Source organism: Ruegeria sp. BE1 (assembly GCF_056538885.1).
Map to the genome: position 1 here is coordinate 350,674 of NZ_JBQFTY010000001.1, position 12,668 is coordinate 363,341.

A 12,668-nucleotide genomic window follows, 5' to 3' on the forward strand; every position below is an offset into this window, starting at 1 on the left:
ATATAACAACCGAAAAAATCAGGAGCTTTTGATGGTCGCGATACGGCTGGATGAGATTGACCGTAAGATTCTGGCAGAGTTGCAGGCCGATGGCCGAATGACCAATGTCGAGCTGGCCAAACGTGTGGGCATTTCGGCCCCTCCGTGCTTGCGGCGGGTGCGTACGCTGGAAGAATCGGGCCTGATCCGTGGCTACCACGCCGAGGTCAACGCGCGCGAACTGGGCTTTGAGGTTCAGGTCTTCGCCATGGTGGGCCTGGAAAGCCAGGCCGAATCCGAGCTGAGCGCGTTTGAAGAACGTTGCCGCGAATGGCCGCTGGTCCGCGAATGCCACATGCTGAATGGCGAGGTGGATTTCATTCTGAAATGCGTGGCCCCCGACCTGAGCAGCTTTCAGCAATTCCTGACCGGAGATCTGCTGACCACGCCGAATGTAGCCAGCGTCAAGACGTCGCTTGTTATCCGCGGCGCCAAGGACGAGCCCGGCGTTCCCTTTGATGTTCTGGAAGAACGAATGAGCCGGATGGCATAGCCACTGCCGATTTTGAATGCGGTTTTGTCGGTGGCAGAAAGGCTGCCACCGCTGTGTAGATCATCCAACTGATTATTAACTGCATACTGCCCCCACATTGCAGAATTTGATCGGTTTCAGGCGCTTATGGCGTCCACCTCTCCGTCACCGGCACGCGGCATGACCAGCGGCCCAAAATCGCTGAGCGTTTCCACATGCGCAAATAAGTTCAGATAGATCGACTTCAATGATCGGCTGACCTTGCGGATTGTGTTTTCACCGGGGTGATAGGATTCGAACTGCAGCCCATCGACCCGGATCACAGCGTGTCGCTTCAGACAGATATGAAACAGCTCGATCGGAGTCGGCGGCAGCGTCTCGATGACACTGGTGCCGTCCTGAAACTCGTGAACCGGGGTCAGTACCTGATCGTCGCCGTGCAGATGACGCAGATGCGCGGGTGTTCCCAATAGCCGTGCAGCTGGACCTGCGATCACACCGGACATGGGTTTCTGCATCCCGAACGTATCCGCCATGATCCGCGTCAACGGGCGCGTCCGACCCCGCGAATCCTCGCGTCCGGGCACAAGGGTGACAGACCCCTTCCACAATACAGTTTCCGATTTTCCGTTTTGCGTCAGAACCGTGTCGCCGGGCATCAGGTCTTCGATGGCCATCGGGCCGAATTCGGTTTCAACCAGTGACCCGCGTGTAAAGGCGCAGAACGCGTCTTCGAACATCGGCAGGGCGGGCGCGATGTGGCGGGTCTGAACGACGTCACCATTTTTCATCAACGTGCTGACCTCATAGCGCCGCAGCTGCGCTTTTTTCTGGGTCGTTGGTCTTGGTGTATCGCGCAGCAACGCCGACGTTTCGACAGCGTTTCTGGCAGCGCGCGATAACGAACGTGGAATATCCATTCTTATTCCGTCCCCTCTAACATCCGTTTGGGCAAGCTGAACCCCCGCACAGGCCCGCCCACTCGGCTTTTCTTTTGTCTTGAAAGAAACAGGTAATCGCAGGGCGACGCGTGTTCAGGACACATGTCGATACGCAATTCCCTACGATTCTGGTCACCAACCTGACCCCCCAGACAAACTCACACAAACGCAGGCTAAATTGCCAGCGCACACACGCCCCGGTATTGCGCCGCGCAGAAATCTGCGACGCGATGCATATCGGATCGGAGCACCCCTCCGACGCACATATCCCCTGAACCGGCAGCTTGGTTCAGGGGTCTTGATGTCAGCGTTGCGTTGCCAAACGGCGCGCGACCCTGACGGAATGGCTGGATACCTTTTTCCAAGGCATTTCCAGCTTTTGCTCTCTGGTGGCCGCAACAACGGCGCTGAGAAAGCGGGATTTCATTTTCATTTTATGTCCTGCTCGTTTTGGGCCTGATGGCCTGTTTTTCCTCTGGAGCCTTAATGTGAACGGCCATTGAGGCGGCGATAAGGCTGATAAGGGATGAATTCAGGACATAGAACGGTTCGCATTTCCTTTGTTTTGGATTTGTCACGGACTACCTGAGATTTCGCGGGTAACCGCATGAGACCGGACAATAAAAGTAAAATTGTTGCGACTCAGATAGCCAAAAAAATGTGGCGAAAAAGCGGCGTTTTCGCCGCATTCTGGGCGTGGTCTTAAAGTTTTATGGCAGAAATCAGGCGACCGTAGTCTGCCTCTTTCGCGTGGGTCGACCGGCGGTACGAGTAGAATCTGTCCGGATCAGAGTATGTGCAGTGCCGTGTCCATTCGGCCTGACCAACCCCGGCTTGCCGCAATCTGTGCAACCCAAAAGCGGGCAGGTCGAATTGCAGCCTGTCCCCCTCGCCATTGGCGAAGAATTGCAGGTTTTCCACTGAATCCGCGGCGAATTCCTCAAGGAATTCAGGCCCGACCTCATAAGCGCGCTGCGAGATGGACGGGCCAATAACGGCAACCGTGTTTTCCCGGTTTGCCCCAAGCGCCTCCATCGCGTCCAGCGTGGCCTCAAGAACGCCGTCCAAAGCGCCACGCCAACCGGCATGCGCAGCCCCGATCACGTTTGCGTCAGAATCCGCAAAAAGAACCGGTTGGCAGTCGGCGGTCAGAATCGTCAGGGCCAGACCGGGGGTCGCTGTGACCACTGCATCGGCCCTGGGCTTGTCGCCATTGATCGGAGAATCGACGGTCAGAACGGTTGGAGAGTGAACCTGATGCACGCCAACCAGTGCGTCGGGGGTGACATCCATCGCCTGCGCCACCCGGTTGCGGTTCACAGCGACCGCCTCGGTCTGGTCGGACGAGCCATACCCACAGTTCAGCCCTGCAAAAACCCCGGATGAGGCCCCGCCGCGACGGCTGAAGAAACCATGGCGCATGGGGGACAGCAGGTCTGAGGTCAAAATTTCCAGAGTCATGATTCCAGTCCCGGTGGTGGCGTGGAGGATGCGGGGTAGAGGCCCAGCACTTTGAACAGATTTCCCATTTCTTCGGGATGGGTCAACCGGCGATGTGCGGCCACCAGCGCGTCCAGCTCAGACCCGCCGACAGAGCGTGCTAATGCCTGCGCGCGTGTACTGATACCCAGCCGTTCGAGAAACACGCCCTGCGGCGTCAGGCGCGTATGGGCGCATCCCGCAGCGCGGCTTGTCGCGGCCAGCGGCTCGAAATCCACATGCGCCGTCAGGTCCGCCTGACCCGGTGCGTCCAGCGGGTCAGCGCGGGTATGGGCCTGCAACGCCTGAAACGTATCGCCCAACGAACGCCAGTCGCCATAGTCAATGATCAGACCGGCCCCGCCATGGGTCGCGATGCGTCCTGCAAGGACGGCAATGACAGGGATTGCAGCCGCGCATAGTTCGACCAGATCACCGTCTTTGGTATCCTCCAGCCGGTCCGTCAGGGCCACCTGGTCCGCCTGCGGCCCCAGCCCCCAGACCAGCGCGTCGTTATCCCGACCTATCAACCTTTCGCGCCAGCCGGGTCCGTCGCGCAGGAATTGGCGGATGGGCAGGGCGTCGAAGAACTCATTCGCGACCAGATACAGGGGCGCTTCGGGCAAATCTGTGACCGAGTCGATCCACCGGTGCGCAAAGCCCTCCAGTGTCTTGGCCTGACGGGTCCGTAGTGCGGGGGATGCCTCAAACAGGACAATCTCGGCCGCGTCGTGAAATCCGGGGACGCGGGCCGTGGCGCGCAGCATGTCTGCCATGAGGGTGCCGCGTCCGGGCCCAAGCTCGGCCAGAACAAAGTGGTTTGGTTGCCCCTGATCCAGCCAGCTTTGCGCCAGAGACAGACCGATCAGCTCTCCGAACATCTGGCTGATTTCAGGGGCGGTGATGAAATCCCCCTGTTGGCCCAGCGGGTCACGGGCTGTGTAATAGCCATGTTTGGGGTGCAGCAGGCACTCGGCCATGTAATCGGCCACGGTCATCGGGCCGTCCTGAGCGATCCGCGCCAGCAGATGCGCGTGCAGGCTCATTTCGCGGCTCTTGCTCGCAGCACGAACCACAGGCCCAGTGCGATCATCGGGAGCGACAGCAATTGACCCATGGTCAGGCCATATCCGCCCAGATGAAAGGCCAGACCCAGCGGATTACCTGCCGAGACGAACTGCGCATCCGGCTGTCGAAAGAACTCGACCACAAAGCGCGAGGCCCCGTAGCCGGCCATGAACAGGCCCATGATCAGGCCGGGCTTGCGAAAGGCCCCGCGCCGGTAAGCCAGCCAGAGCAGGGCGGCCCCCAGAAAAAGCCCCTCAAGCGCGGCCTCATAGAGTTGCGAGGGATGGCGGGCACAAAAGCCCGCGACCACGCCGGGGCAGTCCTGAGCAGCGGCACCGGGAAAAATCACGGCCCACGGCAGTTCGCTCGGGCGGCCCCAAAGCTCGGCATTGACGAAATTCGCCAACCGCCCCAGCAACAATCCCGGTGGCACAGCATGCGCAATCAGGTCGGCCAAAGACAGAACGGGGATTTGGTGACGTCGCGCATAAAGGTACGAGGCAACGACCACACCCAACAGCCCCCCATGGAAGGCCATGCCGCCCTGCCAGACCTTCAGGATGTCTGCCGGGTTCGCAAGGTAATAGGCGGGCTGATAAAACAGCACAAAGCCCAGCCGCCCGCCCAGAATCACGCCCAGAATGATCCAGGTGATCAGATCTTCGAGCTGTTGGGGCTTCATCGGCGGCGTATTGCGCGGCCACAGAGCGGGGCGGCGCAGCGCCATCACGCCCAGCCGCCATGCAATCAGGATACCGGCGATATAGGCCAGCGCATACCAGCGCAGCGCGAACTCCATCCCGAACAGTGAGATCGAGAAAAGCTCGGGCGACAGATCGGGGAAATTCAGAACAGCCTGCATGTGCGTCTCATTGCCCGGGGTTTACAGGGCAAGTCAACCTTGAGCCTGACGCAAAGTTTACCCATATAGAGATCAACCGCGATTTCGGAGAAAAGCCATGCAAACCCGCAACAAGATCCTCGACGACGTATCTCAGCTGATGACCAACGCTATGGGCGTGGCGCAGGGCGCGCGGGAAGAGGCCGAGAATGCGATGAAGTCCATGATCGACCGCTGGCTGGCCGACCGCGATTTCGTCACACGCGAAGAGTTCGACGCTGTTCGCGCAATGGCCCAGAAAGCGCGCGAGGAAAACGCCGCGCTGGAGGAGCGTATTGCCGCGCTTGAGGCCAAGCTGGACAAGTGACGCCAGCGGTCGGGGCATCCTGACTGAAAATTTCGGCTAAAGGTTTCCGCCGCGCAATCCGGGCTTGGGTTGTGCGGTGTTGTGTATCTTGCCGCCTTGCAGAATTTAATCAAGACAAAGCTGCGGCCTGCGCCAATATTTTGATCGCCGTTGCCATTCGTCCACAACTTATTGCTGTTATCCCCAAGAAATAGGGTTGCCAGAACCCATCTCGCGTCGCACCATATTTAGTACAGGCCCACGGGGGAAGCCCGGCTTGTAGAGCAGGCAACTAGCGCTGGGGCGCTGCCAGCCCCAACAATGCTAGAGATTAGTGAGGTGGCATTATGGCCCTTTCCGAGCAGTTTCTCGAAGAAGACCTTCATCCGATCGATATTGTTGAACATCTTGCCGAACATCACGACTGGGATTTTGACCGGATCGGGGATGATCAGATTGCCATGGCGGTCGAAGGGCAGTGGCGTACCTATTCGATCACTTTGGCCTGGTCGAACTATGACGAAACACTCCGCATGGTGTGTTCCTTTGAAATGGAGCCGCCGTCCGAGCGTGAGAGCGAGCTGTATGAGTTGCTCAACAGGATGAATGATCAGTGCTGGGCCGGGGCGTTTACCTACTGGGCCAATCAAAAGCTGATGGTCTACCGCTATGGTCTGGTTCTGGCCGGTGGTCAGATGGCCAGCCCCGATCAGATCGACACGATGATCACTGCCGCCGTGCTGAGCGCCGAGCGTTATTACCCCGCGATCCAATTGGTCACATGGGGCAACCGCACGCCAGAAGACGCGATGCAAGTCGCCATTGCAGAGGCGTATGGCCGCGCGTAAAGCTTTGCCCCAAACCGATTAGGGGGAGGGGCAATCATGGACATGTCACGCGTCGCGGAACAGGGGCTGGTGCTGCTGGGCTGCGGCAAGATGGGATCGGCCATGCTCGCCGGATGGCTTGAGCATGGCCTTCCTGCGTCAGCGGTCTGGGTAATTGACCCGAACCCTTCGGACTGGCTGAAGACGCAGGGTGTCAACATCAACACTCCGCTTCCCGAAGCCCCCGCCGTGGTGCTGGTGGCCGTCAAGCCGCAGATGATGGGTGAGGCCCTGCCAGCGATCAAGGCGCTGGGCGGGGGTCGCAGCCTTTTTGTGTCGGTCGCGGCGGGCACGTCGATTGCGACTTTTGAAAACGTTCTGGGGGCAGGTACGCCGATTGTGCGGGCCATGCCCAATACACCGGCTGCCATTCGGCAGGGGATCACGGCGCTGATCGGCAATGCGGTCGCGTCAGACGGTGATGTGGCGCTGGCTGAAAACCTGTTGTCGGCGATTGGTGAGACTGTTCTGCTGGAAGACGAGGCACAGATGGACGCCGTCACCGGCCTCAGCGGGTCTGGCCCGGCCTATGTCTTTCACCTGATCGAAACGCTGGCCGCCGCGGGGCAGGCACAGGGGTTGCCGCAGGAACTGGCGATGAAACTGGCCAAGTCCACCGTGGCCGGGGCAGGGGCGCTGGCTATGGCGGCCGATGAAGACCCTGCACAGCTGCGCGTCAACGTGACCTCGCCCAACGGCACAACGCAAGCCGCGCTTGAGGTGTTGATGCACGAAGAACAAGGCTTCCCCGACCTGCTGCAACGCGCCGTCAAGGCCGCCACCGACCGATCTAAGGAGCTGTCTCGTGAGTGAGATCACCTTCGACGATTTCCTGAAAGTCGACATTCGTGTGGGCGAGGTCATCCGCGCCGAACCCTACCCCGAGGCACGCAAACCCGCGATCAAGATGTGGATCGATTTCGGGGACGAGATCGGTGAGCGGAAAACCTCGGCCCAGATCACTGCGCATTACGATCCGGCGACTCTGGTGGGCAAGCAGGTCATGGCGGTGGTGAATTTCCCGCCACGCCAGATCGGCAAGTTCATGTCCGAGGTTCTGGTGCTGGGTCTGCCCGACGAAAACGGTGAGATCGTCCTGATCGGTCCCGACGGCGCGGTGCCCGTCGGTGGGCGGATGCACTAGAGCGTTTCGGGTTTTACCTGAATCACTCTGTGACACGAATGTCCCGAGAACGCCGCAGGCGTGGCAGGGTATTCGTGTCTCAAGTTAAACCCGAAACGCTTTAATGGCCGACGGCCTCGCGCCAGTGTTTGCGGCAGAGTGAGACATAGGTCTCGTTCCCGCCAATCTGAACCTGAGCGCCTTCGGTGATGGTGTTTCCGTCTTCGTCCTGACGAATCACCATAGTCGCCTTGCGGCCGCATTTGCAGATGGTGCGTACCTCGCGCATTTCATCGGCCAGGGCCAGCAGGGCGGCTGATCCAGGGAAAAGCTGCCCCTGAAAATCCACCCTCAGCCCATAGGCCAGCACCGGCACGCGCAGATCATCCACCGCGCGGGCCAATTGCCAGACCTGATCTTCGGTCAGAAACTGTGCCTCATCCACGAAAACGCAGGCAACCTTGCCACGGTTGAGGCGGGCTTCAATCATCGTGAACACGTCATCGCGCGCCGAAAACGTATCGGCGTCAGCCGAAATCCCAATGCGCGAGGCGATCTTGCCCACGCCTGCGCGTCCGTCCAGTGCGGCGGTCATCAGATAAGTATCCATGCCCCGTTCACGGTAATTGTGCGAGGCCTGCAGCAACACGGTCGATTTGCCCGCGTTCATGGTGGAATAGTTGAAATACAGCTTTGCCATGGGGCGGGTCTAAAACGCCTGCCGGGCGACGGCAAGATGTCATAGCTTGTCGAAAAACTGACGTCGCCGATGCCTTTGCAGAGGCTGAGCCGTAGCTCAAAGGGGATGGATCCTCTGCGTTAACACCAACGACGCCATCGGCCTATATGTGGCCAATACAGAGCGAGGATAAAAATTCCCCCGCAAACACTCACTACCAGCCGGAACGGCCGCCACTCACTCACAAAACCCCTGCATATCTGAGGGATAGTCAATTTATGACATTTGAACTAAAACTCAGGTATGGGAAATTTTCTGACCCTTTCCCCCACAGTGGCAGATGTTGTGGGTGGGGCAGGTAACAAAGGGTAAAAGATGGCAGATATCGGGGCCTATCTCAAAAAACACACCGAAGCGTTGGTGAAGGACGTGGGCATTGAAGCCGCGTGTGAAATTACCGGCAAATCCAAGGCGACCTTGGGCCGCTACTATTCGGACAATGCCGAGCATGCAGATCGTTTCATGCCGGTGGACGCCGTTGCCCGGCTTGAGGCAGTGTCGGGCTTTCCGCATGTCACATCGGCGCTGGCGGATCTGAAGAACATCACGCTGTCTTATGACGGGCGTAACACGGATACTCCGCGCACAGGAGGAGTGAATTCGGACGTCATCGCGCTCAGCCAGCGCTTTGCCATGCTGATGACGGAATACCAGGCCGCCATCGAAGACGGCATCATCACCGTGAACGAGGCCAAACGTCTGCTCAAGGAAACCAGCTTGTTGCAGCAGGTCTTGATTGAGATGAAGCTGCATCTGGAAGAAGAAAGCGTGAGTTAGGGCTACTCACCAACCTTCTGGTTGCGGATACCTTCTGACACGGGCTTCAAAGGTCTGGATTGCGGGACAAACCTGCCATTCACTCTCAAGAGCCGGATGTCTGCGCAAAAGGGTACAATCAGTTCTGCTCAATCCAGCTGAAAACGACGTCGCGGACGTATTGATCAATCGCGATCCAATTCATGGGTCTGGAGTCTTCTCCGACCCAAATTTCATAAGAAAAATTTAGATTTTGCTCCAAAAGGTAGTGAACCTCGCAAGTCGGACTGACGCAGGTCATTCGAATTCTGGAGCCAATTGGACTCAGGTAAGCTTCAGGAAACAACCAACCACCGTCGATAGGAAATGGGCTTTCAGCAACTCGGTGGACAAACCCGTCATTTACCTCCACCCCTTCTGAAGAAATAGTTTGCCCCCAGAATGCCTCACTATCTTCGGCAGCTTTTGTCCCAATTGTAGACAGTCTAATGGAACGGACACGCACACCTTCGACGCCGGGGACTCCAAATTGCCCGTGACCTAGCCTTGGGTCCATGAACCCTCCCCAGAGGCTGGAAGCGATTATCGGTTCTGTCCTGCAGGATAGAGTTTCCAATCGGTTCCCGCTAACTAACCAGCCGCTCGGATTTGGAAGCAAAAATACCGTTCGGGCTAGTACGGTCCCATCTTCACTTACCTTTGAACGAAGTGAGATTTCTACTTCATCACCGTAACACTCAGCGAGATCAATTTCATTGGAAGAAGCTGTTACAATCATCTGCTCAGAAGCAGCGTCCTCGGCTAGTGCCCCAGTTTCGATTTCTGCTGGGAAAGCCTGCCCACTACCTTCGTATCCGAGTGTATTTGACAGATATGCATATGCCTGTTGGCCCCCAAGCCAAATAAACACCGTACAAAATGAGAGCAATGCACGCCTCCGGCGTTTTTTCAATAAATTCAATTTCGTGCACTCCACTGGAAGTCGCCACGGCGATCCAGTTGATGCATGCATGGATTGATAGTGCGGTCAATGTTGTTCTTAATAGTTGCTCATGTGATTGTGCCTGTAAGTTGATTGCAAAGCCGACATTTATCCATCGAGCAGCATTGGTCGAATTGGGCTCAAAGCAGACAGTCGAACATTCCTTCGTGCGAGTTCTGGAAACAGCCCACTACCCGTGCCGCTTTACGATCACAGACCCAACCGAATACCCGGCGCCGAAGGAGCAGATCAGGCCGACATCTCCGTCCGTCAGATCGTCGGAATACTTGGAAAACGCAATGATCGACCCGGCTGAGGACGTATTGGCATAGTCTTGCAGGATATTGGGTTGCTCGCCCGCCTCGGGTTCGCGGCCCAGAACCTTTTTGCCGATGAAATCATTCATCGTCTTGTTCGCCTGATGCAGCCACAGACGTTTCAGGTCGGTGCTGGTGATGCCCTCGGATTCCATGTGGTCCGAGATATGCTTGCTGACCATCGGCAGCACTTCCTTGAAGACTTTGCGCCCGTTCTGCATGAACTGCATATCGCGGCGGTCGACCACCCCATCGGGGCGCGAGCGGCGCAGGAAGCCGTTATTGTTGCGGATATTGTTCGAGAATGACGTCGCGCAGCGGGTCGAGAGAATCTCGAAATGCGGGCCTTGCGCGTCGTCCATCCGCTCGATCAGGGTGGCCGTCGCCACGTCGCCAAAGATAAAATGGCAATCCCGGTCGCGCCATTCCAGATGGCCCGAGCAAATCTCGGGGTTCACCACAAGGGCCGAGCGGACCGAACCGGACCGGATCATGTCGGCCGCCGCCTGAATGCCAAATGTGGCCGAGGAACAGGCGACATTCATGTCAAAGCCAAAGCCGTTGATCCCCAGCGCCTGCTGAATCTCGATCGCGATCGCGGGATAGGCGCGTTCGTGGTTCGATGCGGCGCAGATCACCAGATCGACGTCGGCAGCCGTGCGCCCGGCCTGCGACAACGCCTTGTTACAGGCATCAATCGCCATTTCGGTCATGATCCCCGGCTCATCATCACTGCGCTGACGCAGCATGGGGTGCATCACATCGGGGTCCAGTACGCCTGACTTGTTCATCACATAGCGGTTTTCAATGCCGGACGCCTTGACGATGAACTCTTCTGACGAATGCTGCATCGGCTCGACCTCGCCTGCGGCAATCGCGGCGGCATTGGCAGCGTTCTGCTTGTCGGCATAGGCATTGAAGGCGGCGACAAGCTCGGCATTGGTGATGACGTTTTCGGGGGTGAAGACACCTGTGCCGGTGATCGCGGGCGTATACATGGCTGGTCCTGGACGTTTCGAATCCGCCTAAAATGCAGCCCAGCGCGGATTTGATCAAGAGATACTGACCTAACGGAACGCTGCCCCCCCCAGTTCTGTTATCACTTCAAATCTTGAATAGTTCGAAAAACGAAGTATATCTCACGCCAAACCAAGCCGGAGCCTTTCCATGTCCGATGACATCAGCGCCAGACTGGGACGTCTGAGCCCCGAAATCCAGGCCATCATGGGTGTCTATGCTTTGTACTGGAAGCTGGAAGAGACCTTTGACTGCGCCGAGACGGATCTGACCCATGCCGAATCCCATCTATTGATCAAGCTGGATCAGCCTAAACGCATGGGTGTTCTGGCCGCAGATATGCTGAGCGTGCCCTCGACCATAACGGCAACGGCTGATGGCTTGGAAAAACAGGGGCTCATCACCCGCCAACGCGACCCCGAAGACCGGCGCGCCTGGTTGCTGGTGCTGACCGAACAGGGCGAAGAGGCGCGCAACATGCTTGTCACAATGGCGGGCGATCTTTTCCGCAGTGCATCGGGTCTGGATGACGCCGAAACGGCAGAGTTCGCGCGGCTGGCGCGCAAAATACGAGACACCATTCTGAAAACGGGTATCCCCGAGGGGCTAAAGAAATGAAACTTATGTCCATTCTGAGTGCCGGACTGATCACGCTGGCGTCCACGACCATGGCGCAGGACACCGTCAAACCGGTCAAGCTGATGCAGGTGCATGAGGCCTCTCCGGGCTTTTCGCGCCAGTTCTTTGGCCGTGTGGCTGCGCGGCAAACCGTTGATCTGGCCTTTCAGGTTGCGGGCCAGATTGTTGAAATGCCGGTGACCGAAGGCTTTGTGATTCCAAAAGGGCAGTTGATTGCACAACTGGATCAGGAGCCGTTTCAGCGCCGCTATGACCGCGCGGTTTTGCAAAAGGATCAATCCGACCGAACTCTGGCCCGCCTGTCGCGCCTGCGTGGCACAACGGCCAGCCAGGTCGCCGTTGATGACGCCGAAACCGCCGCGCAGCTTGCTGAAATCGCGGTGCGGGATGCGCAGTATGACCTTGAGCAGGCCACGCTGACGGCCCCGTTCGACGCGCTGGTCTCAAGCCGCGCGGTTGAGGCATTTACGACCGTGACCGCGGGCACCCCGATTGTGCGTATCCACGACATGTCCGAACTGCGGATCGAAGTCGACGTGCCGGAGATTCTGTTTCAAAGATCGTCTCAGGAGGATGAAATCTCGATTACGGCGAAATTCCCGGCCAGCGATCAGGTCTTTCCCCTTGAGATTCGCGAATATGATGCCGAAAGCTCAAGCGTTGGTCAGACCTTCCGCATCCAGTTCGGCCTGACCCCGCCTGAGGGGTTGCAGATTCTGCCGGGCTCATCCGTGACGGTGAATGTGCAGGTGCAGGATGCGTTGACCGGAATCATCATTCCCACATCGGCCGTTGTTGCGGATGTGAATGGCGAACTGGGCGTTATGGTTTTTTCTCCGGTCGGCGCGGATGAGGGCACCGTGCGTCGCGTGCCCGTCTCGCTCGCGCCGACTCAGTCCGGCGAAGCTCGCGTTTTGACTGGTTTGTCGGACGGGGATGAAATCGTGGTGGCCGGTGGTGCGGCCCTGACCGACGGTCAGACCGTGCGCCGGTTCACCGGTTTCGCGAATTGAGGGTGGGCA

General features: G+C 58.1%; 16 protein-coding genes. 8 read left to right on the forward strand and 8 right to left on the reverse strand.

The window, feature by feature from the left end:
* The first annotated feature begins 31 nt into the window (after positions 1-31).
* Positions 32-532 (forward strand): Lrp/AsnC family transcriptional regulator, encoded by a 501-nt coding sequence (locus ACR0J5_RS01715; protein ID WP_480650128.1) that lies wholly within the window; start codon positions 32-34, stop codon positions 530-532.
* A 116-nt stretch (positions 533-648) separates the two neighbouring features.
* Here the strand turns inward: ACR0J5_RS01715 and ACR0J5_RS01720 are convergent, their stop codons facing one another.
* The 5 genes from ACR0J5_RS01720 to lgt all read right to left on the reverse strand — a co-directional run bounded on the left by ACR0J5_RS01720 (position 649) and on the right by lgt (position 4,861).
* The gene (locus ACR0J5_RS01720) at positions 649-1,431 is read right to left on the reverse strand and encodes a Hint domain-containing protein (protein ID WP_480650129.1); all 783 of its coding nucleotides are present in this window, start codon (positions 1,429-1,431) and stop codon (positions 649-651) included.
* A gap of 325 nt (positions 1,432-1,756) precedes the next feature.
* Positions 1,757-1,885, reverse strand: coding sequence for a hypothetical protein (locus ACR0J5_RS01725; protein ID WP_480650130.1), 129 nt, complete (start codon positions 1,883-1,885; stop codon positions 1,757-1,759).
* Between the two features lie 269 nt (positions 1,886-2,154).
* Positions 2,155-2,913, reverse strand: a complete 759-nt coding sequence (gene pgeF / locus ACR0J5_RS01730; protein WP_480650131.1) for a peptidoglycan editing factor PgeF — start codon at positions 2,911-2,913, stop codon at positions 2,155-2,157.
* Positions 2,910-3,977, reverse strand: coding sequence for a class I SAM-dependent methyltransferase (locus tag ACR0J5_RS01735; RefSeq protein WP_480650132.1), 1,068 nt, complete (start codon positions 3,975-3,977; stop codon positions 2,910-2,912). Before ACR0J5_RS01735 ends, pgeF begins: the two co-directional genes overlap by 4 nt.
* Positions 3,974-4,861, reverse strand: coding sequence for a prolipoprotein diacylglyceryl transferase (lgt, locus tag ACR0J5_RS01740; protein WP_480650133.1), 888 nt, complete (start codon positions 4,859-4,861; stop codon positions 3,974-3,976). The genes ACR0J5_RS01735 and lgt overlap by 4 nt, the downstream gene beginning before the upstream one ends.
* A gap of 97 nt (positions 4,862-4,958) precedes the next feature.
* Between lgt and ACR0J5_RS01745 the strand changes: the two genes are divergently transcribed.
* The 4 genes from ACR0J5_RS01745 to ACR0J5_RS01760 all read left to right on the forward strand — a co-directional run bounded on the left by ACR0J5_RS01745 (position 4,959) and on the right by ACR0J5_RS01760 (position 7,217).
* Entirely contained in the window at positions 4,959-5,207 is a 249-nt protein-coding gene (locus ACR0J5_RS01745; RefSeq protein WP_170384762.1) for an accessory factor UbiK family protein, read from the forward strand.
* Positions 5,208-5,533: 326 nt separating this feature from the next.
* A complete protein-coding gene (locus ACR0J5_RS01750; protein ID WP_480650134.1) occupies positions 5,534-6,034 on the forward strand; it encodes a type III secretion system chaperone family protein in 501 nt (166 codons plus the stop codon).
* A 36-nt stretch (positions 6,035-6,070) separates the two neighbouring features.
* The gene (gene proC, locus ACR0J5_RS01755) at positions 6,071-6,886 is read left to right on the forward strand and encodes a pyrroline-5-carboxylate reductase (protein WP_480650135.1); all 816 of its coding nucleotides are present in this window, start codon (positions 6,071-6,073) and stop codon (positions 6,884-6,886) included.
* The gene (locus tag ACR0J5_RS01760; protein WP_480650136.1) at positions 6,879-7,217 is read left to right on the forward strand and encodes a tRNA-binding protein; all 339 of its coding nucleotides are present in this window, start codon (positions 6,879-6,881) and stop codon (positions 7,215-7,217) included. Before proC ends, ACR0J5_RS01760 begins: the two co-directional genes overlap by 8 nt.
* Positions 7,218-7,317: 100 nt before the next feature.
* On the opposite strand, the gene ACR0J5_RS01765 is transcribed toward ACR0J5_RS01760, so the two are convergent.
* The gene (locus ACR0J5_RS01765) at positions 7,318-7,896 is read right to left on the reverse strand and encodes a thymidine kinase (RefSeq protein ID WP_480650137.1); all 579 of its coding nucleotides are present in this window, start codon (positions 7,894-7,896) and stop codon (positions 7,318-7,320) included.
* A 354-nt stretch (positions 7,897-8,250) separates the two neighbouring features.
* Here ACR0J5_RS01765 and ACR0J5_RS01770 point away from each other — a divergent pair, with 354 nt between their 5' ends.
* Positions 8,251-8,712, forward strand: coding sequence for a hypothetical protein (locus ACR0J5_RS01770; RefSeq protein WP_480650138.1), 462 nt, complete (start codon positions 8,251-8,253; stop codon positions 8,710-8,712).
* Between the two features lie 118 nt (positions 8,713-8,830).
* On the opposite strand, the gene ACR0J5_RS01775 is transcribed toward ACR0J5_RS01770, so the two are convergent.
* Both ACR0J5_RS01775 and ACR0J5_RS01780 read right to left on the reverse strand, forming a co-directional pair.
* Positions 8,831-9,652 (reverse strand): hypothetical protein, encoded by an 822-nt coding sequence (locus ACR0J5_RS01775; protein ID WP_480650139.1) that lies wholly within the window; start codon positions 9,650-9,652, stop codon positions 8,831-8,833.
* 211 nt (positions 9,653-9,863) lie between these two features.
* Positions 9,864-10,988: a beta-ketoacyl-ACP synthase III gene (locus ACR0J5_RS01780; RefSeq protein ID WP_480650140.1), complete on the reverse strand. Its 1,125-nt coding sequence runs from the start codon at positions 10,986-10,988 to the stop codon at positions 9,864-9,866.
* Between the two features lie 169 nt (positions 10,989-11,157).
* Here ACR0J5_RS01780 and ACR0J5_RS01785 point away from each other — a divergent pair, with 169 nt between their 5' ends.
* Both ACR0J5_RS01785 and ACR0J5_RS01790 read left to right on the forward strand, forming a co-directional pair.
* Positions 11,158-11,625 carry a MarR family winged helix-turn-helix transcriptional regulator gene (locus ACR0J5_RS01785; protein ID WP_480650141.1) on the forward strand — a complete coding sequence of 156 codons (468 nt, stop codon included), beginning with the start codon at positions 11,158-11,160 and terminating at the stop codon, positions 11,623-11,625.
* Entirely contained in the window at positions 11,622-12,659 is a 1,038-nt protein-coding gene (locus ACR0J5_RS01790; protein ID WP_480650142.1) for an efflux RND transporter periplasmic adaptor subunit, read from the forward strand. Before ACR0J5_RS01785 ends, ACR0J5_RS01790 begins: the two co-directional genes overlap by 4 nt.
* Positions 12,660-12,668 lie beyond the last annotated feature (9 nt).

Excerpts from the sequence above, each read along its gene's own strand:
- lgt (WP_480650133.1), bottom strand. The coding sequence starts at position 4,861 with ATGCAGGCTGTTCTGAATTTCCCCGATCTGTCGCCCGAGCTTTTCTCG.
- proC (WP_480650135.1), top strand. The coding sequence starts at position 6,071 with ATGGACATGTCACGCGTCGCGGAACAGGGGCTGGTGCTGCTGGGCTGC.
- ACR0J5_RS01735 (WP_480650132.1), bottom strand. The coding sequence starts at position 3,977 with ATGAGCCTGCACGCGCATCTGCTGGCGCGGATCGCTCAGGACGGCCCG.
- ACR0J5_RS01770 (WP_480650138.1), top strand. The coding sequence starts at position 8,251 with ATGGCAGATATCGGGGCCTATCTCAAAAAACACACCGAAGCGTTGGTG.
- ACR0J5_RS01780 (WP_480650140.1), bottom strand. The coding sequence starts at position 10,988 with ATGTATACGCCCGCGATCACCGGCACAGGTGTCTTCACCCCCGAAAAC.
- ACR0J5_RS01715 (WP_480650128.1), top strand. The coding sequence starts at position 32 with ATGGTCGCGATACGGCTGGATGAGATTGACCGTAAGATTCTGGCAGAG.
- ACR0J5_RS01790 (WP_480650142.1), top strand. The coding sequence starts at position 11,622 with ATGAAACTTATGTCCATTCTGAGTGCCGGACTGATCACGCTGGCGTCC.
- pgeF (WP_480650131.1), bottom strand. The coding sequence starts at position 2,913 with ATGACTCTGGAAATTTTGACCTCAGACCTGCTGTCCCCCATGCGCCAT.
- ACR0J5_RS01725 (WP_480650130.1), bottom strand. The coding sequence starts at position 1,885 with ATGAAAATGAAATCCCGCTTTCTCAGCGCCGTTGTTGCGGCCACCAGA.
- ACR0J5_RS01745 (WP_170384762.1), top strand. The coding sequence starts at position 4,959 with ATGCAAACCCGCAACAAGATCCTCGACGACGTATCTCAGCTGATGACC.
- ACR0J5_RS01720 (WP_480650129.1), bottom strand. The coding sequence starts at position 1,431 with ATGGATATTCCACGTTCGTTATCGCGCGCTGCCAGAAACGCTGTCGAA.
- ACR0J5_RS01765 (WP_480650137.1), bottom strand. The coding sequence starts at position 7,896 with ATGGCAAAGCTGTATTTCAACTATTCCACCATGAACGCGGGCAAATCG.
- ACR0J5_RS01750 (WP_480650134.1), top strand. The coding sequence starts at position 5,534 with ATGGCCCTTTCCGAGCAGTTTCTCGAAGAAGACCTTCATCCGATCGAT.
- ACR0J5_RS01785 (WP_480650141.1), top strand. The coding sequence starts at position 11,158 with ATGTCCGATGACATCAGCGCCAGACTGGGACGTCTGAGCCCCGAAATC.